Below are 21,685 nucleotides of genomic sequence, written 5' to 3' on the forward strand. Positions count from 1 at the left end.
CCTCAGTAGAGTACAGAGTTGTTTTATTGATCCTGCAAAGAGAATATGCGCTCCATCGACACCCATTTTTCGCCTGCCGGCGTCCAGGGGGTGGGAACCTGGTATTGCCACATCAGCGCTTCCCAGCGCTGAATGACCGGGTGGTTCAGGCTGTGCTGAGCAAAGCGTTCGCCATCGAAATCCCCGGCGACCTCCATCACCATAAACAGCCGCGTGCCAAGCCGGTAAATCTCCATATCCAGCACGCCATGGGCGCGCAGGTGCCCGGCGACTTCCGGCCAGATACGTTCATGCAGACGCTGGTATTCGGCGATTTTCTCCGCCGAATCGACTAAATCCAGCGCCTGACACAGCCGCCGCCGCGCGACGATGGCGTTCATGACAGCGCCCTGTCGAGATGCAAATATCCGCCGTCCACCGATAGCCACTGCCCGGTAGTGTGCGACGCGCGCGAGGAGATAAGAAACACCACGGTGTTGGCGATCTCTTCCGGCGTGGTCATGCGTTTGCCCAGCGGAATGCGTTGGTTAATCGCCGCCATCTGCCGCTGCGGGTCAGGGAAGGTATTTATCCAGCGCTGGTACTGCGGCGTCAGCACTTCCGCCGGCACCACCGCGTTGACGCGCACGCCGCTCTCGCGCAGCGATACCGCCCATTCACGGGTTAATGCCAGCACCGCCCCTTTCGCCGCGGTATAGCCGCTGGTGGCGCCCTGGCCGCTGAGCGCGGTTTTCGAGGCGATATTGACGATAGCGCCCCGCGCCGCCTCTAACGCTTCGCGGCACAGGTGAGCCATCTGATAGTAGTGGATCAGGTTTTTCTCAAGCGATCCGAGAAACGCCTCACGCCCGGCCTCGAGCCCTACGCCATCGTTCACTCCGGCGTTATTCACCAGCGCATCAATGCGGCCAAATCGCGCCAGCACCTGACCTACCGCCCCGGCGCATTCGGCCTCCTGGCACAGGTCGGCGATAATGAGCTCACTTTGCGGCGCGATTTGCTTCAACCTATCCATAAACCCCTGCTCTGGCAGGGCGTTAGTGACGATGACCGGCACCGCCCCCTCTTCCGCCAGCAGTTGCGTTACCGCCGCGCCGATCCCCGAGCCGCCGCCGGTGACGATAACCACTTTGTCATTAAGAAATAGATCCACGCTTCGCCTCCGTTAAACCATAAACCCGACAGGCAGTGCCGCCCCAAATAGCTGACCGCTGCGTTTCCGTCAGCGGAGCCAGCGCCGTTTCGCACAGCTGGTAAACCTGGCGGTACTCCGCCGCCAGCAGGCATACCGGCCAGTCGGAACCAAACATCAGCCGCTGCGGGCCAAACAGCTCCAGCGCGGCGTCGAAGAAAGGCAGCAGTTGCTGCTCGGTCCAGCATCCGCGCCCGGCTTCGGTCACCAGGCCGGAAAGTTTGCCCACCACATGCGGTAATGCGGCCAGCGGCCGCGCCTGTTCGGCCCAGTGGGCCGCGCCGCGCGCGATATCCGGCTTGCCGAAATGATCGAGTACCAGCCAGTGGTCATCGTGGCGGGCGGCAAAGCGTGCCGCCGCCGCGAGATGACGATGGGTAACCAACAGATCCCAGCTATAGCCCTGGCGCTGCAACTGCTGCATTCCTCGCGAGACCGCCTCGCGCTCAAGCCACGCTGCCGGGTCGGCTTCATCCTGCACCTGATGGCGCAACCCGCACAGCTGGCCGCGCCACTGCGTCAGCTTGTCTCCGAGATCCGCGGCGGTAATATCCAGCCAGCCCACCACGCCGCATACGCCTGCTGCTTGAGAAACCTGCGCCACCAGCCAGGCGGTTTCGTTTTCATCATGACGCGCCTGCACTACCACCGCGCCATCGAGCTGGTGCTGCGCCAGCAGCGGCTGGAGCTGCGGGGGGTAAAAATCCCGGCGCAGTTGCGGCATGTCGTCATCAATCCACGGGTAATCCTGTGGCTGATAGCGCCAGTAGTGGTGGTGGGCGTCAATGCGCAACATGCGCTTCTCCACGGTAGCGGTACTGCTCGATAGAAGCCTGATGCATTTCAATCGAGTAGCCCGGCGCCTGCGGTGGCATATAAGCTGCGCCGCGGATTTCGCAAGGGTGCAGGAAGTGCTCGTGCAGATGGTCGACAAACTCAATCACCCGCCCTTCATGGGTACCGGCGATGCACAGGTAGTCAATCATCGACAGGTGCTGGACGTATTCGCACAGTCCGACGCCGCCGGCGTGCGGGCAAACCGGTAGGTTGTACTTCGCCGCCATCAGCATCACCGCCAGCACTTCGTTGACGCCGCCTAACCGGCAGGCATCGATCTGCACCACGTCAATCGCGCCGCGCATAATGAACTGTTTGAACATAATCCGGTTCTGGCACATCTCGCCGGTGGCGACCTTCACCGCGCCGATGTTCTCGCGGATCTTGCGGTGACCTTCGATATCATCCGGGCTGGTCGGCTCTTCGATAAACCACGGGTTGGCGAAGGCCAGCGCTTTGACCCACGGAATCGCGGCATCCACTTCCCATACCTGGTTGGCGTCAATCATCAGTTTCCGCTCGGGGCCAATCACTTCACGGGCAATGCGCACGCGGCGGATATCGTCTTCAATGTCGCGCCCGACCTTCAGCTTGATATGCGAGAAACCGGCGTCCACCGCCTGCTGACAAAGACGACGCAGTTTGTCATCACCGTAACCCAACCAGCCCGCTGAGGTGGTGTAACACGGATAACCATGCGTCTGCAGTTGTTCAAGCCGCTGGGCTTTGCCCTCTTCACGGCTTTCCAGCAGGCGTAGCGCCTCCTCCGGGGTAATGCAGTCGGTGATGTAGCGAAAATCGATGCAGCGCACCAGCTCGGCCGGGCTCATATCGGCGACCAGTCGCCAGACCGGTTTGCCTTCGGCCTTCGCCCACAGATCCCACACCGCATTGACCACCGCGCCGGTCGCCAGGTGAATCGCGCCTTTGTCCGGGCCAATCCAGCGCAGCTGGCTATCGCTGGTAAAGCGCCGCCAGAAGGCGCCCATATCGGCGGCGATCGCCTCGAGTTGCTCGCCGACGATTAAATGCTCCAGCGCCTGAATCGCCGCGCAGCAAATTTCGTTGCCGCGGCCAATGGTGAAGGTCAGCCCGTGACCGGTGAGCTTAGGATTGTCGGTTTCGAGGATCACGTAGGCGGCGGAGTAATCCGGATCGGGATTCATCGCATCGGAGCCGTCCAACTGCTGCGAAGTGGGGAAGCGAATATCCTCTACCCGCAGGGCGGTAATTTGCGTCATTGTTTGTCCTCCACGGTCAGCTGCTGCTGTTCGCCCAACCCTTCAATGCCCAAACGAATAGTCTGGCCGGCGCGTAGATAAACCGGCTGCGGTTTCTGGCCCATACCCACCCCCGGCGGCGTACCGGTGGAGATGACATCGCCCGGCTGCAGGCTCATAAAGCGGCTCAGGTAGCTGATGATATAGGGCACTTTGAAAATCATGGTGCGGGTGTTGCCGTCCTGGTAGCGTTTGCCGTCGACCTCCAGCCACAGGTTAAGCGCGTTGGGATCGGGGATTTCATCGGCGGTTACCAGCCAGGGGCCGGTCGGCCCGAAAGTGTCGCAGCCTTTGCCCTTATCCCAGGTGCCGCCGCGCTCGATTTGATACTCGCGCTCGGAGACGTCATTAATCACGCAGTAGCCAGCAACGTGCTGCATGGCGTCGCGCTCGTCGATATAGCGCCCGCCTTTGCCAATCACTACCCCTAATTCGACTTCCCAGTCGGTCTTTTGCGAACCGCGCGGGATAATCACGTTGTCGTTAGGCCCGACCACCGCGCTGGTCCACTTGCTGAATACCACCGGTTCCTGCGGAATGTCGGCGCCGGTCTCTGCGGCGTGATCGGCATAGTTCAGGCCAATGCAGATAAACTTACCGATACCGCCGACGCAGGCGCCAATACGCGGATTGCCTTCAACCAGCGGCAGGCTGTAGAGATCCAGCTGGCGCAGACGCGCCAGACTCTCCGGCAGCAGCGAGTCGCCGCGCAGATCGTTAATATATTGCGACAGGTCGCGCAGGCGGCCGTCGTTATCGAGTACGCCCGGACGCTCGCTGCCGGGATTGCCAAAACGAAGTAATTTCATGCGTTTTCCTGATAGTGAAATAAAGCGCCGTACAGTTAGTTGCTCCAGCCGCCGTCAATAATCTGTACCGTACCGGTGGTGTAGGCGCTGGCGTCGGAAGCCAGATACAGCGCCAGCTGGGCGATCTCTTCCGGCTTGCCAATGCGGCCAATAGGCTGGCGGGCGACAAACGCCTCATAAACTGCCTCTTCGCTCAACCCTTGTTCACGCGCCTGCTCGGCAATACGTCCGCGCAGCGAAGGTGAATCGACGGTGCCCGGACAAATCGCATTACAACGAATGCCCTGGGTGACGAAATCCGCCGCCACCGAGCGGGTCAGGCCAATGACCGCCGCTTTACTGGCGCTGTAGGCGAAGCGGTTTGGTACCCCTTTCACGCTGGAAGCCACCGATGACATGTTGATAATCGAGCCGCCGCCGCGGGCGATCATCGCCGGCAAAAAGGCCCGAATCGTGTGGAACATGGCGGTGACATTCAGATCGAGAGCGAACTGCCACTCCCGCTCGCTACATTCAAGAATGCTGCCGCTATGCACCACCCCGGCACAGTTGAACAAGACATCCAGCGGGCCCAGCGTTTCCGCGGCGGCGGCAATAGCGTCGGCGCGAGTGACATCCAGCTGCAGCGGCTGCACGCCGGGGATATCGCTCAATCCGGCAATGTTGATATCGCTGGCAATCACTTCCGCGCCAGCGGCGGCAAATAGCCGCGCGCAGCTATTGCCAATCCCCTGCCCTGCGGCGGTAATCAGAACGCGTTTTCCGGTTAGTTCCATTTCTCTCCCCTGGTCTAAAGGACTAATGGTCAGGCCATTGGTGGTAGTCAAAGGCCTGACCTTTCGCATGACAAGTCAGGCATAACCCGCTATCGTGAAGCTTAGATGTTGCAAAAACGGCCACAAACGGCACATTGGTTAACCAATTAATTACACTCGACTAACAAACACTCAAGTGTGCTGGCCAATATTTGTGCGCTTTATCACTGTCTATCGCATGAGCAAAGGTGAAACATGCCGATTACCAGACTGGAAAACCCAAGGATTTACAGACAGATAGCAGACCAACTCAAGCGATTAATTGAGAACAACGAATTTCCGCCCGGCAGTCGTCTCCCGTCTGAGCGAGATTTAGCCCAGCAGTTGAACGTCAGCCGCGCATCGGTACGCGAAGCGCTGATTGCGCTGGAGGTGATTGGCCTGGTGGACGTGCGCGTCGGCAACGGGGTAATCGTCAAATCGCAGACGCCGCTCGCCGCCACCAAAGAACCGGTGATGGCGCAGGCCGGTCGCGACCAGTGGACGGAGATCGACGACGAACTCAACATAGACCTCGATTTTAACGCCGAACTTCCGCCCTTTTCCCTGCTGCAGGCGCGCCTGTTAATCGAACCGGAAACCGCCGCGCTGGCGGCGCGCCACGCCAGCGCCGAAGAGCTGGCCGCTATCCGCGAGGCCTTTGAACAGAACTGTCGCGATAACCGTGCCGGTTCAACCACCCATCCCGGCGACCGCCTGTTCCATATCCGTATCGCTCAGGCCAGCGGCAACCCGGCGTACGCGTTTATCATCGGCCACCTGCTCGGCCACCGCTACGGCAGTATGTTCCGCATGCTGCAGCGCCATTACACCCCGGACGATATGCCACATCGCTCGGAACAGGAGCATCGCGCGATCCTTGAAGCCATTGAGGCCCACGACGTACGTGCGGCAAAAAAAGCAATGAAAAATCATATTGATCAGGTGATTACCATTTTTACCCGCAGCCAGTAGCCGCGATTTCTGCGCCTGGCGCTTTACCTTGCCGAAACGGCTGGTTAAGGTACGGCGGGACGAGATTATTTTGGATGAACCACAGATGAAAACGCCGCTGATCACCCGTGAAGGGTATGAAAAACTGAAGCAAGAGATGGATTACTTGTGGCGTACAGAGCGCCCGGAAGTCACCAAGAAAGTGACCTGGGCGGCGAGTCTTGGCGACCGCAGCGAAAACGCCGATTATCAGTACAATAAAAAGCGCCTGCGCGAGATTGACCGCCGGGTGCGTTATCTCACCAAGTGTCTGGAAAATCTCAAAATCGTCGATTATTCCCCGCAGCAGGAAGGCAAAGTGTTCTTCGGCGCGTGGGTGGAAATCGAGAACGACGATGGTGATACCAAGCGCTTTCGCATTGTCGGCTACGATGAAATCTTCGGCCGCAAAGACTATATCTCTATCGATTCGCCAATGGCGCGCGCTTTACTGAAGAAAGAGGTGGGCGACCTGGCTATCGTTAACACCCCGGCGGGCGAAGCCAGCTGGTACGTCAATGAAATTGAATACGTGAAATAGCGCCGGAACATTCCGAGAGAACCCGGTCGCGGCTGGCATTTTAGCCTGGCAGCCCGTATAACTATCCCCTGATTTTTGACCCTAATGATGAATAAAACCGATGATGAATGATTCGCTCTGCCGCATTATTGCGGGTGAACTTCAGGCCAGAGCCGAACAGGTAGAAGCTGCCGTTCGCCTGCTTGATGAAGGGAACACCGTGCCGTTTATTGCACGTTATCGTAAGGAAGTCACCGGCGGTCTGGATGACACGCAGCTGCGTAATCTGGAAACTCGCCTCGGGTATCTGCGCGAACTGGAAGACCGCCGCCAGGCGATCCTCAAATCGATCGGCGAACAGGGCAAGCTCAGCGAAGCGCTGGAAAAAGCCATCAACGCCACCCTCAGCAAAACCGAGCTCGAAGATCTCTACCTGCCGTACAAACCCAAACGCCGCACCCGCGGGCAAATCGCCATTGAAGCCGGTCTCGAACCGCTGGCCGATCTGCTGTGGAATGAGCCTTCCCACGATCCGGAAACCGAAGCGGCAAACTATATCGATGCCGATAAAGGCGTGGCGGATAGCAAAGCCGCTCTCGACGGCGCACGCTATATTCTGATGGAACGCTTCGCGGAAGACGCCGCCCTGCTGGCGAAAGTACGTGATTATCTGTGGAAAAACGCCCATCTGGTGGCCAGCGTCGTCAGCGGCAAGGAAGAAGAAGGCGCTAAATTCCGCGATTACTTCGACCACCATGAACCGATCGCTTCCGTGCCGTCGCACCGCGCGCTGGCGATGTTCCGCGGGCGCAATGAGGGCGTGCTGCAGCTGTCGCTCAACGCCGACCCGCAGTTTGACGAGCCGCCGAAAGAGAGCCACTGCGAGCAGATCATTATCGATCATCTCGGCCTGCGCCTGAACAACGCCCCGGCGGACAGCTGGCGCAAAGGCGTCGTCAGCTGGACCTGGCGTATCAAGATGCTGATGCACCTCGAAACCGAATTAATGGGCACCGTGCGCGAACGCGCGGAAGACGAAGCGATTAACGTATTCGCCCGTAACCTCCATGACCTGCTGATGGCCGCGCCTGCCGGCCTGCGCGCCACCATGGGCCTCGATCCGGGCCTGCGTACCGGCGTCAAAGTGGCGGTAGTCGACGGCACCGGCAAACTGGTGGCCACCGACACCATCTACCCGCACACCGGCCAGGCGGCTAAAGCCGCCGTCGTGGTGGCGGCGCTGTGCGAGAAACATAACGTTGAGCTGGTGGCTATCGGCAACGGTACCGCTTCCCGCGAGACCGAGCGTTTCTTCCTCGACGTGCAAAAACAGTTCCCGAAAGTGACCGCCCAGAAGGTAATCGTCAGCGAAGCCGGCGCGTCGGTCTACTCGGCTTCCGAACTGGCGGCGCAGGAGTTCCCGGACCTCGACGTTTCCCTACGCGGCGCGGTCTCTATCGCCCGCCGTCTGCAGGATCCGCTGGCCGAGCTGGTGAAAATCGATCCGAAATCAATCGGCGTCGGCCAGTATCAGCATGACGTTAGCCAGACGCAGCTGGCGCGTAAGCTGGATGCGGTGGTGGAAGACTGCGTTAACGCCGTCGGCGTTGACCTTAACACCGCCTCGGTGGCGCTGTTGACCCGCGTCGCCGGCCTGACCCGCATGATGGCGCAGAATATCGTCGCCTGGCGCGACGAGAACGGCCAGTTCCATAACCGCCAGCAGTTGCTGAAGGTTAGCCGTCTGGGGCCGAAAGCCTTTGAGCAGTGCGCAGGCTTCCTGCGTATTAACCACGGCGACAACCCGCTGGACGCCTCAACCGTTCACCCGGAAGCCTACCCGGTGGTCGAGCGTATTCTGGCCGCTACCCAGCAGGCGCTGAAAGATCTGATGGGCAACAGCAGCGAGCTGCGCAACCTGAAAGCCTCTGATTTTACCGATGATAAGTTCGGCGTGCCGACGGTATCCGATATCATCAAAGAGCTGGAAAAACCGGGCCGCGATCCGCGCCCTGAGTTTAAAACCGCCCAGTTCGCCGACGGCGTTGAGACGATGAACGACCTGCTGCCGGGGATGATTCTGGAAGGCGCGGTCACCAACGTCACCAACTTTGGCGCCTTCGTCGATATCGGCGTGCACCAGGATGGCCTGGTCCATATCTCTTCGCTGTCGAATAAGTTCGTTGAAGACCCGCATACGGTGGTCAAAGCGGGCGATATCGTCAAAGTGAAGGTGATGGAAGTCGACCTGCCGCGTAAACGCATCGCGTTAACGATGCGACTCGATGAACAGCCGGGCGACAGCAACGCGCGCCGCGGCGGCGGCAACGATCGCCCGCAGGGTAACCGCCCGGCGGCAAAAGCGGCGAAGCCGCGCGGTCGCGATGCTCAGCCAGCCGGCAACAGCGCGATGATGGATGCGCTGGCCGCCGCGATGGGCAAAAAACGCTAATCTTTCCCTGCCCCTCAATACGAGGGGCAATTTTCCGCTTTTTAATGCCTGAACCTCGATTAATATATTCCAGTAACCTTTCAATAAGTTCGAAATTTATAAAGTTTCATTCTGTTAACCAATGAAACCTTTATTAAACATTAAGTGAATAAATTAATTTTTCCCTTATTTTTAGCTACAGCAACGTTCTTGCGTCATATCAAAAAATAAGCAAATTCCCCGGAAAACCGCATTTATTATCCATGTCATGTATTGATGATACAAACCATTCTCATTATCATCGTTATCAGTTAAGTTTTATTCTTCTTCGTTGGCTATAGTCCCCAGCGCCGCTTTTATAGCCGCGCCTGGAAATTCTCTTTTCGGTTAGCGATAACAAGTAGGCCCTATGCAATTCACTCCTGATAGTGCGTGGAAAATCACCGGTTTTTCCCGCGATATTAGCCCGGCTTATCGGCAGAAACTGCTCTCCCTGGGAATGTTGCCCGGCTCTTCGTTTCATGTCGTGCGCGTGGCGCCGTTGGGCGATCCTATTCATATTGAGACCCGGCGGGTGAGCCTGGTATTACGTAAAAAAGACCTCGCGTTAATTGAACTGGAAGCGGTTGCGCAATAACACCTGACCCGGCACTAAGAGTCTGAAAAATGAAAAAATTAACCGTTGGTTTAATTGGTAATCCTAATTCCGGCAAAACAACGTTATTCAATCAGCTAACCGGCGCGCGCCAGCGGGTGGGGAACTGGGCGGGGGTCACCGTTGAGCGCAAAGAAGGCGCCTTCGCCACTACCGACCACCAGGTCACCCTGGTCGACCTACCGGGAACCTATTCGCTGACTACCATCTCCTCGCAAACGTCGCTCGATGAACAGATTGCCTGTCACTATATTCTCAGCGGCGATGCCGATCTGCTGATTAACGTCATCGACGCCTCGAACCTGGAACGTAACCTCTATCTGACCCTGCAGCTGCTGGAGCTGGGTATTCCCTGCGTCGTCGCGCTAAACATGCTCGATATTGCCGAAAAACAGCAAATCCGCATCGACGTTGACGCGCTGGCGGCCCGTCTCGGCTGCCCGGTGATCCCGCTGGTCTCCACCCGCGGCCGCGGTATCGAAGCGCTGAAAATGGCGCTTGACCGCCATGAACACAATCAGCCGCTGGAACTGGTGCACTATCCACAATCTCTGCAGCGCGAAGCCGATATGCTGGCGCAGGCGATGCCTGCTGATATGCCGCTGCGTCAGCGCCGCTGGCTTGGGCTGCAGATGCTGGAAGGCGATATTTACAGCCGCGCCTTTGCCGGCAACGCCGCCGACAAACTGGATCTGGCGCTGGCCAACCTGAGCGGCGAGATGGACGATCCGGCGCTGTATATCGCCGATGCCCGCTATCAAAGCATCGCCGCGGTATGCGATGCCGTCAGTAACACCCTGACCGCCGAGCCGAGCCGCTTCACCACGGCAATGGATAAAATTATCCTTAACCGCTTCCTCGGTTTACCAATATTCCTGTTTGTGATGTACCTGATGTTCCTGCTGGCTATCAACATCGGCGGCGCCCTGCAGCCGATTTTCGACGCCGGTTCGGTGGCTATCTTCATCCACGGCATCCAGTGGCTGGGCTACACCCTGCACTTCCCGGACTGGCTGACCGTGTTCCTCGCGCAAGGGCTGGGCGGCGGTATCAATACCGTGCTGCCGCTGGTGCCGCAAATCGGCATGATGTACCTGTTCCTCTCTTTCCTTGAGGACTCCGGGTATATGGCACGCGCGGCCTTCGTAATGGACCGCCTGATGCAGGCGTTAGGTTTGCCGGGGAAATCCTTCGTGCCGCTGATCGTTGGTTTCGGCTGTAACGTGCCTTCCGTTATGGGCGCCCGTACGCTGGATGCGCCGCGTGAACGGCTGATGACTATCATGATGGCGCCATTTATGTCCTGCGGCGCCCGACTGGCGATTTTCGCGGTCTTCGCCGCTGCCTTCTTCGGGCAGAACGGCGCGCTGGCGGTCTTCTCACTGTACGTACTGGGCATCGTGATGGCGATCCTCACCGGCCTGATGCTCAAATACACCATTATGCGCGGCGAAGCCTCGCCGTTCGTGATGGAGCTGCCGGTGTATCACGTACCGCACATCAAGAGCCTGGTTATCCAGACCTGGCAGCGACTGAAAGGCTTCGTCCTGCGCGCCGGTAAGGTCATTGTGATTGTCAGTATTTTCCTCAGCGCGCTGAACAGCTTCTCGCTCAGCGGCAAAGTGGTCGATAACATCAACGACTCGGCGCTGGCTTCGGTTAGTCGGGTGATTACCCCGGTGTTTAAGCCGATTGGCGTGCACGAAGATAACTGGCAGGCAACCGTCGGCCTGTTTACCGGCGCGATGGCGAAAGAAGTGGTGGTCGGTACGTTGAACACCCTCTACACCGCGGAAGATATCCAGAATGAAGAGTTTAACCCACAGGAGTTTAGCCTTGGCGATGAGCTGTTAGCCGCCGTCGATGAAACCTGGCAGGGGCTGAAAGACACCTTTAGCCTGAGCGTGCTGGCGAACCCGATTGAAGCAAGCAAAGGCGATGGCGAAATGGAAACCGGCGCCATGGGGGTGATGGGCAGTAAATTCGGCAGCGCCGCCGCCGCGTACAGCTACCTGATCTTCGTCCTGCTCTATATTCCATGCATTTCCGTAATGGGAGCAATTGCCCGTGAGTCCAGCCGCGGTTGGATGATGTTCTCGGTGTTGTGGGGGTTGAATATCGCCTACTCGCTGTCGACGCTGTACTACCAGACCGTGAGCTTTAGCCAACACCCGCGCTACAGTCTGGTATGCATTCTGGCGGTAATTCTGTTTAACGTCGTGGTCTTTGGCCTGCTGCGTCGGACGCGGAGCCGGGTGGATGTTTCCCTGCTGGCGACGCGTAAAACCCCGACGTCCTGCTGCCAGAGTCCGGCCGGCGACTGCCATTAAGGAGCAATCATCATGGCATCGTTAATCGAAGTACGCGATATGCTGGCCCTGCAGGGGCGCATGGAGGCCGCACAGCTGAGCGCCCGCCTGCATACGCCGCGGCCGCTGATCGACGCCATGTTAAGCCGCCTGGAAGCGATGGGGAAAGCGGTCAAGATGACCGAAGATGCCGATGGCTGCCTTTCCGGCAGCTGTAAAAGCTGCCCGGAGGGTAAAACCTGCCTGCGGGAATGGTGGTCTTTGCGCTGAATGGACATCCCGGATGGCGGCGCGTAGCGCCTTGTCCGGGCTATCTGCGGTGCGATTTGCTAGCCCTGCCAGGCACAGCGCTGGCAGGGAAAATCAGGCTTACTTATACACGTCGGCGTTCGCGTGAACCGTCTTCTCGTTCTTCTCGCCAGCAATCACCACGAAGTACTTACCGCCCAACTCATCCGCCTTCTTCGACAGATCGCGCTTCGCGTCCATCGGCGACGTGGTACGGGAAGTCGTGATACTGCCGACCTTGGTCAGATTCATCTTCGCGACTTCATCTTTCTGGATCTCTTTCGCCGCGAACGCGCCAAAAGAGAGGGAGCCTATCACCAGAGATGCAACAATACCTGTAACAAGTTTCATAGCCTTTACTCTCCATAAGGTTGTTATTGTTAGTTTGCGGCGGCAAAAACGAAATAATCAACCACCGCAACAACCTAAGTATTGCCCGATCCTGATGATTTACCACGCGGCGCTAAAAATAATTATTCAGCCGCTCTTTCAGCGCGATCAGCGGTTCGCAAAATGCCTGCGGATGCGAAATAAACGGCGCGTGGGCCGCCTTTTCGAAGACGATAGACTCACTTTGCGGCCACAGCTCATCCAACAGAGGAACGATTTTACGCGGCACCAGCCCATCCAGGCGACCATAGAGGCGCAAAAACGGCATGGTCAGCGCGGCGAGCGGTTGACGCAAATCGGCGGTTTTGAGAATCTCCAACCCGCCGTTGAGAACCTCGGCAGGCGGCATCGGCAGCGACAGAACGGTGCTTTTCAGCGCCCGGGCGTCCTGGCGCGCGCTTTCGGTACCCATGGTTTGCAGGGCGAGAAAACGCTCGACGGTACGCTGGAAATCTTCACTCAGCTGTTGCTGGAAGCCGCTCAGCACTTCCGGTTTAATCCCGGGCCACTGGTCGCGCGCGCCAAAACACGGCGAAGAAGCGACGGTCACCAGCGCCTGCACGCGTTGCGGGTGCTGCAGCGCCACCAGGCTCGCTACCAGCCCGCCCAGGCTCCAGCCAAGCCAGATAGCCTGCTCCGGCGCTTTTTCAACGACCTGCTGCGCCATCTCTTCAAGCGTTAAGGCGCCAAAACCACCGCTGCGGCCATAGCCCGGCAGATCCACCAGGTGCAGGGTAAAATGCGTAGCCAGTTCCGGCGTGATGCAATCCCACACGTTGGCATTCAGCCCCCATCCGTGCAGCAGCACAAGATGACAATTTCCTTCGCCCGTGGTTTGCCACCAGATGTCATTCATCAGTTACTGTTCTCTTTCCATCACTATGAGGGGAATTATGCTAACAGCACACAGCTTATGCTGGCTATGCCAAATGCCGCTGGCTATCGCTCACTGGGGGATTTGCTCGCGCTGCACCGCCTCGTTGCTCATCTCACAATCACTCTGCCCGCAGTGCGGCCTACCGGCATCGGCCTCTAACGTCCCCTGTGGACGCTGCCTGCAAAAACCGCCGCCCTGGCAGCGGCTGGTGACGGTGAATAGCTATGCCCCGCCGCTAAGCGGACTGGTACATCAGTTCAAGTTTGCCCCTCATCCGGAGTTGGGACCCGCGCTGGCGCGACTGCTTCTTTTACGCCTGCGCCTTTACCGCGCGCTGCCGCCGGTGGACCGGATTATCAGCGTGCCTCTCTGGCAGCGCCGCCACTGGCGTCGGGGATTTAACCAAAGCGAGGCGCTATGCCGCCCGCTGGCGCGGTGGATGGGCTGCGCCTGGCGCAGTGATGCGCTGACGCGAACCCGGCGTACCGCAACGCAGCACCAGCTGAACGCCAGATTACGTAAGCAGAACCTGAAAAATGCTTTCCAGGTTGAATTATCCGTTCGGGGCCACCATATCGCCATTGTGGATGATGTCGTCACAACCGGAAGCACCGTCGCCGAGATTTCCCGCCTGCTTTTGCGAAACGGCGCCGCGACGGTTCAGGTATGGTGTGTGTGCCGTACCTTGTAGACCCCCGCTGATGGGCGTATTATAACCCAGTAAAATAGTCAACTATTAGGCCAACGCTATGATCCGTATTTCCGATGCTGCACAAGCGCACTTTGCCAAACTGCTGGCAAATCAGGAAGAAGGGACGCAAATTCGCGTATTTGTGATTAATCCCGGCACCCCAAACGCTGAGTGCGGCGTATCCTACTGCCCACCGGATGCGGTGGAAGACACCGACACGGCGCTGAAATTTGAACAGCTGACCGCGTATGTTGATGAACTCAGCGCCCCTTATCTGGAAGATGCTGAAATCGACTTCGTCACTGACCAGCTCGGTTCCCAGCTGACGCTGAAAGCGCCGAACGCCAAAATGCGTAAGGTTTCCGACGATGCCCCGCTGATGGAGCGCGTCGAGTATCTGCTGCAGTCGCAGATCAACCCACAGCTGGCAGGCCACGGCGGCCGCGTTTCGCTGATGGAAATCACCGAAGACGGGCTGGCTATCCTGCAGTTCGGCGGCGGTTGCAACGGCTGCTCAATGGTCGACGTGACCCTGAAAGAAGGGATCGAAAAGCAACTGCTGAACGAATTCCCGGAGCTGAAAGGCGTGCGCGACCTGACCGAACACCAGCGCGGCGAGCACTCCTACTACTAAGCTTTCGCCTTCTCGCCCGGCAACAACCATTTGCCGGGTGAATTTCCCCTCCAGCATGTTACCGCGCAACATTTCTGACTAGTCGACATGTCAAAAACCCGGCAGAGAGTATGACTTAAGTCTCATATTTAAAATTTACCCCGTTCAGGGCATTCTCAAAGCTCACATGTTACCCGTATCATCCACGACAAGCACCACCGACAAAAAAATAGCCAGCTATCCTTTCTCTGGGTCAGGTATAAGCCAGCTTTACGGTGCCAGACATCCTTGTTCCTCTGCGGAACGGATACTGTAGATGTTCAGACTTTAACGTTACCCATAACAAGTTAAGGCCAGGTAAATCATGCCATTAGTCATCGTAGCTATCGGGGTTGCCCTGTTATTGTTGCTGATGATCCGTTTCAAAATGAACGGCTTCATCGCTCTGGTTCTGGTGGCGCTCGCCGTCGGATTAATGCAGGGTATGCCTCTGGATAAAGTCATCGTATCCATCAAAAACGGCGTCGGGGGCACGCTCGGCAGCCTCGCGCTGATCATGGGCTTCGGCGCCATGCTCGGTAAAATGCTGGCGGACTGCGGCGGCGCGCAGCGTATCGCCACCACCCTGATTGATAAATTCGGTAAAAAACATATTCAATGGGCCGTTGTACTGACCGGTTTCACCGTCGGTTTCGCCCTGTTCTATGAAGTCGGTTTCGTGCTGATGCTGCCGCTGGTCTTTACCATCGCCGCCTCCGCGCGTATCCCGCTGCTGTACGTTGGCGTACCGATGGCCGCGGCGCTCTCCGTCACCCACGGTTTCCTGCCGCCGCACCCGGGCCCGACCGCTATCGCGACAATTTTCCACGCCGATATGGGCAAAACGCTGCTCTACGGTACGATTCTGGCTATCCCGACGGTTATTCTCGCCGGTCCGGTTTTCGCCCGTTTCCTGAAAGGTATTGATAAGCCGATCCCGGAAGGCCTGCACAACCCGAAAACCTTCACCGAAGAAGAGATGCCGGGCTTTGGCGTCAGCGTCTGGACCTCTCTGGTACCGGTGATCCTGATGGCGATGCGCGCCGTCGCCGAGATGGTTCTGCCGAAGGGCCACGCCTTCCTGCCCGTTGCCGAGTTCTTCGGCGACCCGGTGATGGCGACCCTGATTGCGGTACTGATCGCGCTGTTCACTTTCGGCCTGAACCGCGGCCGCTCCATGGAGCAGATCAACGATACGCTGACCTCCTCTATCAAAATCATTGCCATGATGCTGTTGATCATCGGCGGCGGTGGCGCCTTTAAGCAGGTACTGGTGGATAGCGGCATGGATAAGTACATCGCCTCTATCATGCACGAATCCAATATGTCACCGCTGTTTATGGCGTGGTCTATTGCTGCGGTGCTGCGCATTGCGCTGGGTTCGGCTACCGTTGCCGCTATCACCGCGGGTGGTATCGCCGCGCCGCTGATTGCCACCACCGGCGTCAGCCCGGAGCTGATGGTTATCGCCGTGGGTTCCGGTAGCGTCATCTTCTCGCACGTGAACGACCCAGGTTTCTGGCTGTTCAAAGAGTATTTTAACCTGACCATTGGCGAGACCATCAAGTCCTGGTCGGTGCTGGAAACCATCATTTCCGTGTGCGGCCTGGTTGGTTGTCTGCTGCTGGGGATGGTGGTGTAACCCTCCCTCCCTGAAATAAAAAAGGCCGGGTGCGCATCATACGCCCCGGCCTTTTTTGTTGCTCGTTTCCCGGACGGCGGCTAACGCCTTATCCGTGCTACCCGCGGTGCCGTTTTTGTCGGGTGGCGCTGCGCTTACCCGACCTACGGTCCGCGCGGCCTGTATTTAATTTATTCACCATGCTGGCTGAAACTGCCGGTGCTGGCGGCCTCAAAATCGCTGAGACGTTCCCGGAAGGCCGGGGGTACAGGGGGTGGTGGCGACTGACCGCCCCCTGTGCGCTCCCTGCGCCATGAGAGACATAACGCAGAAGAAATATCGGGAGCGCAATGTGCCCGGAATTAACACAAAGCACATGTTTTCCCCGACCAAAACCGTTGCAAACCGATAACAGTATCTACCAGTAGCCCCGGTAAGCGCAGCGCCACCGGGGAATTCTCTCTGGATTAGCGGGCCTTGCGGCGCTTATCCAGGTCTTTAATCAACTTATTCACCTGCGCATCGGCAAACATCTGCTCGAGCGTCACGGTAAGCTTACGCCGCCAGTTGGGATACTCGGTACTGGTGCCCGGGATGTTGACCGGTGAAGCCATCTCCAGCCAATCTTCCGGCTGCAGCCCAAGCAGGGCGCTGTTGCTGTCGGCGATATAGCGCTGCATCCCGCGATTGAGCGTTGAGGTCATCGCCATCAGCGAGGCTTTATGTCCGGCGCGCTTCGGCAAACAGCCGTGCCGATGCAGCGCATCCAGCAACCCCTGCTTCGCTTGTTCGCGATCGGCATATAATCCGCGCAGCACCACTTCATCCGGATACAGGCCCAGCGTCTTCCCAAGCGTCAAATCGCCGCTCTCCCAATAACCGCGCAGCGTCGGTAGATCGTGGGTCGTCGCGACCGCCATCGACTGTTGCGGATAAGCCTTCGGCGCGCGGAACGTTTTATCAGGGCCATTCTCGAAGTAGAGCACTTTGTACGAGTAGACCCCGCTTTTGCGCAGCTTGCCGACGATTTCGACCGGTACGGTGCCCAGGTCTTCGCCGATCACCATGCAGCGGTGCCGCTGGCTCTCCAGCGCCAGGATCGCCAGCAGGTCATCCACGGGATACTGCACATAGGCGCCGTGGTCGGCGGTTTCGCCATACGGTATCCACCACAAGCGCAGCACCGACATCACGTGGTCAATACGTAACGCGCCGCAGTTTTGCATATTCGCCCGTAGCAGTTCGATAAACGGCTCGTAGGCGCGGGCAACCATGACGTGCGGATCCATCGGCGGCAGGCCCCAGTTCTGTCCCAGCGGGCCGAGGATGTCCGGCGGCGCGCCGACGGAAGCCTTCAGGCAATACAGCTCGCGATCGCACCACGTCTCCGATCCGCCTTCGGCGACGCCGACCGCCAGATCGCGATACAGGCCAATCGGCATCCCGTCCTGCTGGCTGGTGTGCCAGCAGGCGGCGAACTGCGTATAAGCCAGCCATTGCAACCATAGATAGAAGCTCACCTCATCGGCATGCTCCGCACAGAAGGTCTTCACCTGCGGGCTACTCGTACTTTGATACGCCTCCGGCCATGCCGGCCAACCCCAGCGCATTGGATCCTGCTGGCTTTGCCAGGCATGCAGCGCATCAAACGCCGCCTGCCAGTAGAGACTTTCTCCCTCGCGCAGCACGAACTGGCGGAACTCCGCCATCTGCTCGTCTTCACGCTTAGAAAACTCAGCCCACGCCAGACGCAGCGCGGTCAGCTTCAGCGCGGTGACGGCGGTATAATCGACATCAGCGGTCTGCCGCGCGGCCTGCAAGGCCTTCTGGGTTTCCGCAAGCTGCCACCATGCCTGCGCGGCAGGGCTACGCTGGAAATCTTCCACCGCGTTGACGTCGATATAGATAACGTTGAGCCAGCGGCGCGATGACGGACTGTACGGGCTGGCGCTCTCCGGGTTCGCCGGATAGAGCGCGTGAATCGGGTTGAGACCGATAAACGCGCCGCCGCGACGGGCGATTTCCGGCAGCATAGCGCGTAGATCGCCGAAGTCGCCGATGCCCCAGTTATTCTCCGAACGCAGGGTGTAGAGCTGGACGCAGGCGCCCCATAGCTTTTTGCCCTCTTTGAGCGCCTGCGGTTCGTAGCAACGCGCCGGGGCGACGATCGCCCGGCAGTGCCAGCGTTCGCCGTCCCGCGTGAGGGTCAGGGTGTGATAGCCCGTCGGCAATCGCCCAGGCAGGGTGAGCGCTTCGCCGCAGCGCGTCTCGCCCTGATACTGCTTACCATCTTCGGTCGTCAGCAGCCAGTGAAACGCGCCGCTTCCCGCGACCGGCAGCTGCATTTTTTTACCGTGGGTAAAAACCTTGACGCTGGGCAGCGGTTCTACCGCCGCTTTCGCGGCAGTAGACGTACGATGCATAGCATCCAGCAAACGTTGTTTGGTGGCCGCCGCGATCGACTGCGGCTGCCCGTGCGCGTTGATATAGCTGGGGCTGATCCCCGCCGCCAGCGCGGCGTTATCAAGGCGTTTATTCTCCATAGGCCTGTCCTTAGCGTTTTGCCTGCCAGATACGTTGCTGATAATCACGGATAGAACGGTCGGAGCTGAACATGCCGCAGCGCGCGGTGTTGAGGATCGCCGCACGGGTCCAGGCTTCCTGGTCGCGATACAGTTCATCCACCTGCTTCTGCGCCGCGACGTAAGCGCTAAAGTCAGCCAGCACCAGGTACGGATCGCCGCCTTGCAGCAGGCTATGCAGCATCTGATCAAAGGCGTGTTTGTCGCCGCCGCTATATTTTCCGCTCTCCAGCTCTTTCAGCACCGCGTCCAGCAGTTTGTCTTTTTTGCGCCATTTCAGCGGATCGTAGCCTTTCGTTTTCAGCGCCTTAACTTCTTCTACGGTATGGCCGAAGATAAAGATATTGTCCTCGCCAACCTGCTCGGCGATTTCAACGTTGGCGCCGTCAAGGGTGCCGACGGTCAGCGCGCCATTCAGCGCCAGCTTCATGTTGCCGGTACCGGAGGCCTCTTTACCCGCCGTAGAAATCTGCTCGGAGACGTCCGCCGCCGGGATCAGCATTTCCGCCGCCGATACGCAATAATCCGGCAGGAAGACCACTTTTAGCTTATCGCCCACCAGCGGATCGTTGTTGATCGCCTCGGCCACCTTGTTGATCGCCAGAATAATATTCTTCGCCAGGTAGTAGCCCGGCGCGGCTTTGGCGCCAAACAGGAAGACGCGCGGTACGCGGTCGGCCTGCGGGTTTTCGCGGATCTCTTTATACTGCGCCAGAATATTCAGCAGGTTGAGGTGCTGGCGTTTGTACTCGTGCAGACGCTTAATCTGGATATCGAAAATCGCCTGCGGGTTGATGTCGATACCGGTACGCCGCTTCACGAACTCAGCGAGACGCACTTTATTCGCCTGCTTAATGTCGCGATAAACCTGACGGAATTTGGCATCGTCGGCGTACGTCTCCAGCTTGATCAACTGGTCGAGATCGTTGGCCCACTCTTTCTTCAGCGTCTTATCGAGCAGGGCAGCGAGCGCCGGATTACACTGTTTAATCCAGCGACGCGGCGTAATGCCGTTGGTCACGTTATGGAATTTGTTCGGCCACAGCTGGTGATATTCCGGGAACAGATCCTTCACCACCAGATCGGAGTGCAGCGCCGCGACGCCGTTGACCGCAAAGCCGCTCACCACGCACATGTTGGCCATGCGAACCTGTTTATCATGGACCACCGCCAGCTTCGCCCACACCTGCTTATCGCCCGGCCAGGTTTTCTCCACCAGCAGTTTAAATCTGTCGTTAATCTCTTTGATTATCTGCATATGACGCGGCAGCAGTGCCTTCACCAGCTTCTCATCCCAGCACTCCAGCGCTTCCGGCATCAGGGTATGGTTGGTGTAAGCGAAGGTTTTGCTGGTGATGGCCCACGCATCGTCCCAGCTCATCTGGTGCTCATCAATCAGCACGCGCAGCAGTTCCGGGATGGCGATGGTCGGGTGGGTGTCGTTCAACTGGATCACTTCATAATCCGCCAGCTGATGCAGCTTGCGGCCAGCCAGATGGTGGCGACGCAGAATGTCCGCCACCGAGCAGGCGCACTGGAAGTACTGCTGCATCAGGCGCAGTTTTTTCCCCGCCAGGTGGTTGTCATTCGGATACAGCACCTTGGTCAATTTTTCGGCGTCGATACCCTGTTGCTCCGCGCGCAGGAAATCGCCGTCGTTGAATTTCGTCAGGTTGAACGGATGGGCATGCTTCGCCTGCCACAGGCGCAGCGGTTGCGCGACGTTATTGCGATAGCCAAGCACCGGCAGGTCCCAGGCTTCGCCGGTAATCACGAAAGCCGGTTGCCATTCGCCGCTTTTGCTGACTTTACCGCCGATACCCACCTGCACATCCAGCGCTTCGTTGTGGCGGAACCACGGATAGCTGCCGCGTCCCCAGTCATCCGGCGCTTCCATCTGCTGGCCGTCAGCGAAGGATTGACGGAACAGACCGTATTGGTAGTTCAGGCCGTAACCGGTCGCCGACTGGCCAACGGTGGCCATAGAATCCAGGAAGCAGGCCGCCAGACGGCCCAGGCCGCCGTTGCCCAGCGCCGGATCGGTCTCTTCTTCCAGCAGGTCGGTCAGCTGAATGTCATACGCCTTCAGCGTCTCGCTCACTCCTTCATACCAGCCCAGGTTGAGCAGGTTATTACCGGTCAGGCGACCGATCAGGAACTCCATCGAAATGTAGTTAACGTGGCGCTGTCCTTTAACGGCTTCCGCCGCCGGTTGCGCCGCCAAAAGCTCCGCCAGCGCGCCGCTGACCGCGCGCCACCACTGGCGTTGAGTCATCTCTGCGGCTGACGATAAACCGAAACGCTGCCACTGACGCGTCAGTGCAGCCTGAAACTGAGCCTGGTTAAAAGAAGTCTGTGACATAAGAAATCCTGGTCCTTTACTAAAACGTTAGCCTTAGTGTGCCGACCTCCTGATGCCGCTGCCTCCTCCCGAGGGGGATTAGACAGGGAGGAGTAGCGGGGATGAGCGAAAATTGTGATCGCGGCCACTTTAACGTTAGCTCGTCGTCGGGAATTCGCCGCCTTATTGCGCGTGTAGAACAATAATTTCGCCAGCGCGACGAACGGCAAATTTGTTACAGCGCAATTCATATCGCCAGGCAAAATTTGCTCGTACCATTATCGTGAAATAAAAAACAAACAACTGACAGAATAAAAAGATGCCATGACAAAAATACGTGAAATAGATTAACCCTAAGAATCCACTGACGATAATTTAATAAAAACAATCAACTACGAAAAACACTGTGTAAAGTAATTTCGT

General features: G+C 58.2%; 19 protein-coding genes. 9 read left to right on the forward strand and 10 right to left on the reverse strand.

Annotated features, from left to right (window positions below; genetic code table 11):
• Positions 1-23: 23 nt before the first annotated feature.
• From PGR23_RS11595 to PGR23_RS11620, 6 genes are read right to left on the reverse strand one after another with little or no spacing between them, the layout of a single operon-like run.
• A complete protein-coding gene (locus PGR23_RS11595; RefSeq protein ID WP_320482952.1) occupies positions 24-380 on the reverse strand; it encodes an L-rhamnose mutarotase in 357 nt (118 codons plus the stop codon).
• Complete coding sequence (locus PGR23_RS11600; RefSeq protein ID WP_396279344.1) at positions 377-1,153, reverse strand: SDR family oxidoreductase; 777 nt, start codon at positions 1,151-1,153, stop codon at positions 377-379. The genes PGR23_RS11595 and PGR23_RS11600 overlap by 4 nt, the downstream gene beginning before the upstream one ends.
• Positions 1,137-1,988 (reverse strand): amidohydrolase family protein, encoded by an 852-nt coding sequence (locus PGR23_RS11605; RefSeq protein WP_396279343.1) that lies wholly within the window; start codon positions 1,986-1,988, stop codon positions 1,137-1,139. Before PGR23_RS11605 ends, PGR23_RS11600 begins: the two co-directional genes overlap by 17 nt.
• The gene (locus tag PGR23_RS11610) at positions 1,975-3,270 is read right to left on the reverse strand and encodes an L-fuconate dehydratase (protein ID WP_049060788.1); all 1,296 of its coding nucleotides are present in this window, start codon (positions 3,268-3,270) and stop codon (positions 1,975-1,977) included. The genes PGR23_RS11605 and PGR23_RS11610 overlap by 14 nt, the downstream gene beginning before the upstream one ends.
• Entirely contained in the window at positions 3,267-4,118 is an 852-nt protein-coding gene (locus PGR23_RS11615) for a fumarylacetoacetate hydrolase family protein (protein WP_047078881.1), read from the reverse strand. The genes PGR23_RS11610 and PGR23_RS11615 overlap by 4 nt, the downstream gene beginning before the upstream one ends.
• Positions 4,119-4,153: 35 nt before the next feature.
• Entirely contained in the window at positions 4,154-4,894 is a 741-nt protein-coding gene (locus tag PGR23_RS11620) for an SDR family oxidoreductase (RefSeq protein WP_015703673.1), read from the reverse strand.
• A gap of 234 nt (positions 4,895-5,128) precedes the next feature.
• On the opposite strand from PGR23_RS11620, the gene PGR23_RS11625 reads away from it, so the two are divergent.
• From PGR23_RS11625 to feoC, 6 genes are all read left to right on the forward strand, one after another.
• Positions 5,129-5,887, forward strand: a complete 759-nt coding sequence (locus PGR23_RS11625; RefSeq protein WP_047047964.1) for a FadR/GntR family transcriptional regulator — start codon at positions 5,129-5,131, stop codon at positions 5,885-5,887.
• A gap of 85 nt (positions 5,888-5,972) precedes the next feature.
• Positions 5,973-6,446 (forward strand): transcription elongation factor GreB, encoded by a 474-nt coding sequence (gene greB, locus PGR23_RS11630; RefSeq protein ID WP_015703675.1) that lies wholly within the window; start codon positions 5,973-5,975, stop codon positions 6,444-6,446.
• Between the two features lie 100 nt (positions 6,447-6,546).
• A complete protein-coding gene (locus PGR23_RS11635; protein WP_396279342.1) occupies positions 6,547-8,877 on the forward strand; it encodes a Tex family protein in 2,331 nt (776 codons plus the stop codon).
• 388 nt (positions 8,878-9,265) lie between these two features.
• Positions 9,266-9,493 carry a ferrous iron transporter A gene (gene feoA / locus PGR23_RS11640; RefSeq protein ID WP_015703677.1) on the forward strand — a complete coding sequence of 76 codons (228 nt, stop codon included), beginning with the start codon at positions 9,266-9,268 and terminating at the stop codon, positions 9,491-9,493.
• Between the two features lie 29 nt (positions 9,494-9,522).
• Positions 9,523-11,841: a Fe(2+) transporter permease subunit FeoB gene (gene feoB / locus PGR23_RS11645; protein ID WP_396279341.1), complete on the forward strand. Its 2,319-nt coding sequence runs from the start codon at positions 9,523-9,525 to the stop codon at positions 11,839-11,841.
• Between the two features lie 12 nt (positions 11,842-11,853).
• Entirely contained in the window at positions 11,854-12,090 is a 237-nt protein-coding gene (gene feoC / locus PGR23_RS11650; RefSeq protein ID WP_049060791.1) for a [Fe-S]-dependent transcriptional repressor FeoC, read from the forward strand.
• Positions 12,091-12,189: 99 nt separating this feature from the next.
• Here the strand turns inward: feoC and PGR23_RS11655 are convergent, their stop codons facing one another.
• Together PGR23_RS11655 and bioH are read right to left on the reverse strand one after the other, a co-directional pair.
• A complete protein-coding gene (locus PGR23_RS11655; RefSeq protein WP_015369359.1) occupies positions 12,190-12,459 on the reverse strand; it encodes a YdgH/BhsA/McbA-like domain containing protein in 270 nt (89 codons plus the stop codon).
• A gap of 112 nt (positions 12,460-12,571) precedes the next feature.
• Positions 12,572-13,354 (reverse strand): pimeloyl-ACP methyl ester esterase BioH, encoded by a 783-nt coding sequence (gene bioH / locus PGR23_RS11660; protein WP_047065873.1) that lies wholly within the window; start codon positions 13,352-13,354, stop codon positions 12,572-12,574.
• Positions 13,355-13,391: 37 nt separating this feature from the next.
• Between bioH and gntX the strand changes: the two genes are divergently transcribed.
• The 3 genes from gntX to gntT all read left to right on the forward strand — a co-directional run bounded on the left by gntX (position 13,392) and on the right by gntT (position 16,360).
• Positions 13,392-14,066 (forward strand): DNA utilization protein GntX, encoded by a 675-nt coding sequence (gene gntX / locus PGR23_RS11665; RefSeq protein ID WP_047078877.1) that lies wholly within the window; start codon positions 13,392-13,394, stop codon positions 14,064-14,066.
• A gap of 58 nt (positions 14,067-14,124) precedes the next feature.
• Positions 14,125-14,700, forward strand: a complete 576-nt coding sequence (gene nfuA, locus PGR23_RS11670; protein WP_015369356.1) for a Fe-S biogenesis protein NfuA — start codon at positions 14,125-14,127, stop codon at positions 14,698-14,700.
• A gap of 343 nt (positions 14,701-15,043) precedes the next feature.
• The gene (gene gntT, locus PGR23_RS11675) at positions 15,044-16,360 is read left to right on the forward strand and encodes a gluconate transporter (protein ID WP_015369355.1); all 1,317 of its coding nucleotides are present in this window, start codon (positions 15,044-15,046) and stop codon (positions 16,358-16,360) included.
• Positions 16,361-16,806: 446 nt separating this feature from the next.
• Here the strand turns inward: gntT and malQ are convergent, their stop codons facing one another.
• Complete coding sequence (gene malQ / locus PGR23_RS11680; RefSeq protein WP_396279340.1) at positions 16,807-18,882, reverse strand: 4-alpha-glucanotransferase; 2,076 nt, start codon at positions 18,880-18,882, stop codon at positions 16,807-16,809.
• Between the two features lie 10 nt (positions 18,883-18,892).
• The gene (gene malP, locus PGR23_RS11685) at positions 18,893-21,283 is read right to left on the reverse strand and encodes a maltodextrin phosphorylase (RefSeq protein WP_396279339.1); all 2,391 of its coding nucleotides are present in this window, start codon (positions 21,281-21,283) and stop codon (positions 18,893-18,895) included.
• Between the last annotated feature and the right edge of the window lie 402 nt (positions 21,284-21,685).

Source organism: Klebsiella sp. 141162, assembly GCF_050600755.1.
GTDB classification, from domain to species: domain Bacteria; phylum Pseudomonadota; class Gammaproteobacteria; order Enterobacterales; family Enterobacteriaceae; genus Klebsiella; species Klebsiella aerogenes.

Excerpts from the sequence above, each read along its gene's own strand:
- PGR23_RS11595 (WP_320482952.1), bottom strand. The coding sequence starts at position 380 with ATGAACGCCATCGTCGCGCGGCGGCGGCTGTGTCAGGCGCTGGATTTA.
- PGR23_RS11605 (WP_396279343.1), bottom strand. The coding sequence starts at position 1,988 with ATGTTGCGCATTGACGCCCACCACCACTACTGGCGCTATCAGCCACAG.
- PGR23_RS11610 (WP_049060788.1), bottom strand. The coding sequence starts at position 3,270 with ATGACGCAAATTACCGCCCTGCGGGTAGAGGATATTCGCTTCCCCACT.
- PGR23_RS11615 (WP_047078881.1), bottom strand. The coding sequence starts at position 4,118 with ATGAAATTACTTCGTTTTGGCAATCCCGGCAGCGAGCGTCCGGGCGTA.
- PGR23_RS11620 (WP_015703673.1), bottom strand. The coding sequence starts at position 4,894 with ATGGAACTAACCGGAAAACGCGTTCTGATTACCGCCGCAGGGCAGGGG.
- PGR23_RS11625 (WP_047047964.1), top strand. The coding sequence starts at position 5,129 with ATGCCGATTACCAGACTGGAAAACCCAAGGATTTACAGACAGATAGCA.
- greB (WP_015703675.1), top strand. The coding sequence starts at position 5,973 with ATGAAAACGCCGCTGATCACCCGTGAAGGGTATGAAAAACTGAAGCAA.
- PGR23_RS11635 (WP_396279342.1), top strand. The coding sequence starts at position 6,547 with ATGATGAATGATTCGCTCTGCCGCATTATTGCGGGTGAACTTCAGGCC.
- feoA (WP_015703677.1), top strand. The coding sequence starts at position 9,266 with ATGCAATTCACTCCTGATAGTGCGTGGAAAATCACCGGTTTTTCCCGC.
- feoB (WP_396279341.1), top strand. The coding sequence starts at position 9,523 with ATGAAAAAATTAACCGTTGGTTTAATTGGTAATCCTAATTCCGGCAAA.
- feoC (WP_049060791.1), top strand. The coding sequence starts at position 11,854 with ATGGCATCGTTAATCGAAGTACGCGATATGCTGGCCCTGCAGGGGCGC.
- PGR23_RS11655 (WP_015369359.1), bottom strand. The coding sequence starts at position 12,459 with ATGAAACTTGTTACAGGTATTGTTGCATCTCTGGTGATAGGCTCCCTC.
- bioH (WP_047065873.1), bottom strand. The coding sequence starts at position 13,354 with ATGAATGACATCTGGTGGCAAACCACGGGCGAAGGAAATTGTCATCTT.
- gntX (WP_047078877.1), top strand. The coding sequence starts at position 13,392 with ATGCTAACAGCACACAGCTTATGCTGGCTATGCCAAATGCCGCTGGCT.
- nfuA (WP_015369356.1), top strand. The coding sequence starts at position 14,125 with ATGATCCGTATTTCCGATGCTGCACAAGCGCACTTTGCCAAACTGCTG.
- gntT (WP_015369355.1), top strand. The coding sequence starts at position 15,044 with ATGCCATTAGTCATCGTAGCTATCGGGGTTGCCCTGTTATTGTTGCTG.
- malQ (WP_396279340.1), bottom strand. The coding sequence starts at position 18,882 with ATGGAGAATAAACGCCTTGATAACGCCGCGCTGGCGGCGGGGATCAGC.
- malP (WP_396279339.1), bottom strand. The coding sequence starts at position 21,283 with ATGTCACAGACTTCTTTTAACCAGGCTCAGTTTCAGGCTGCACTGACG.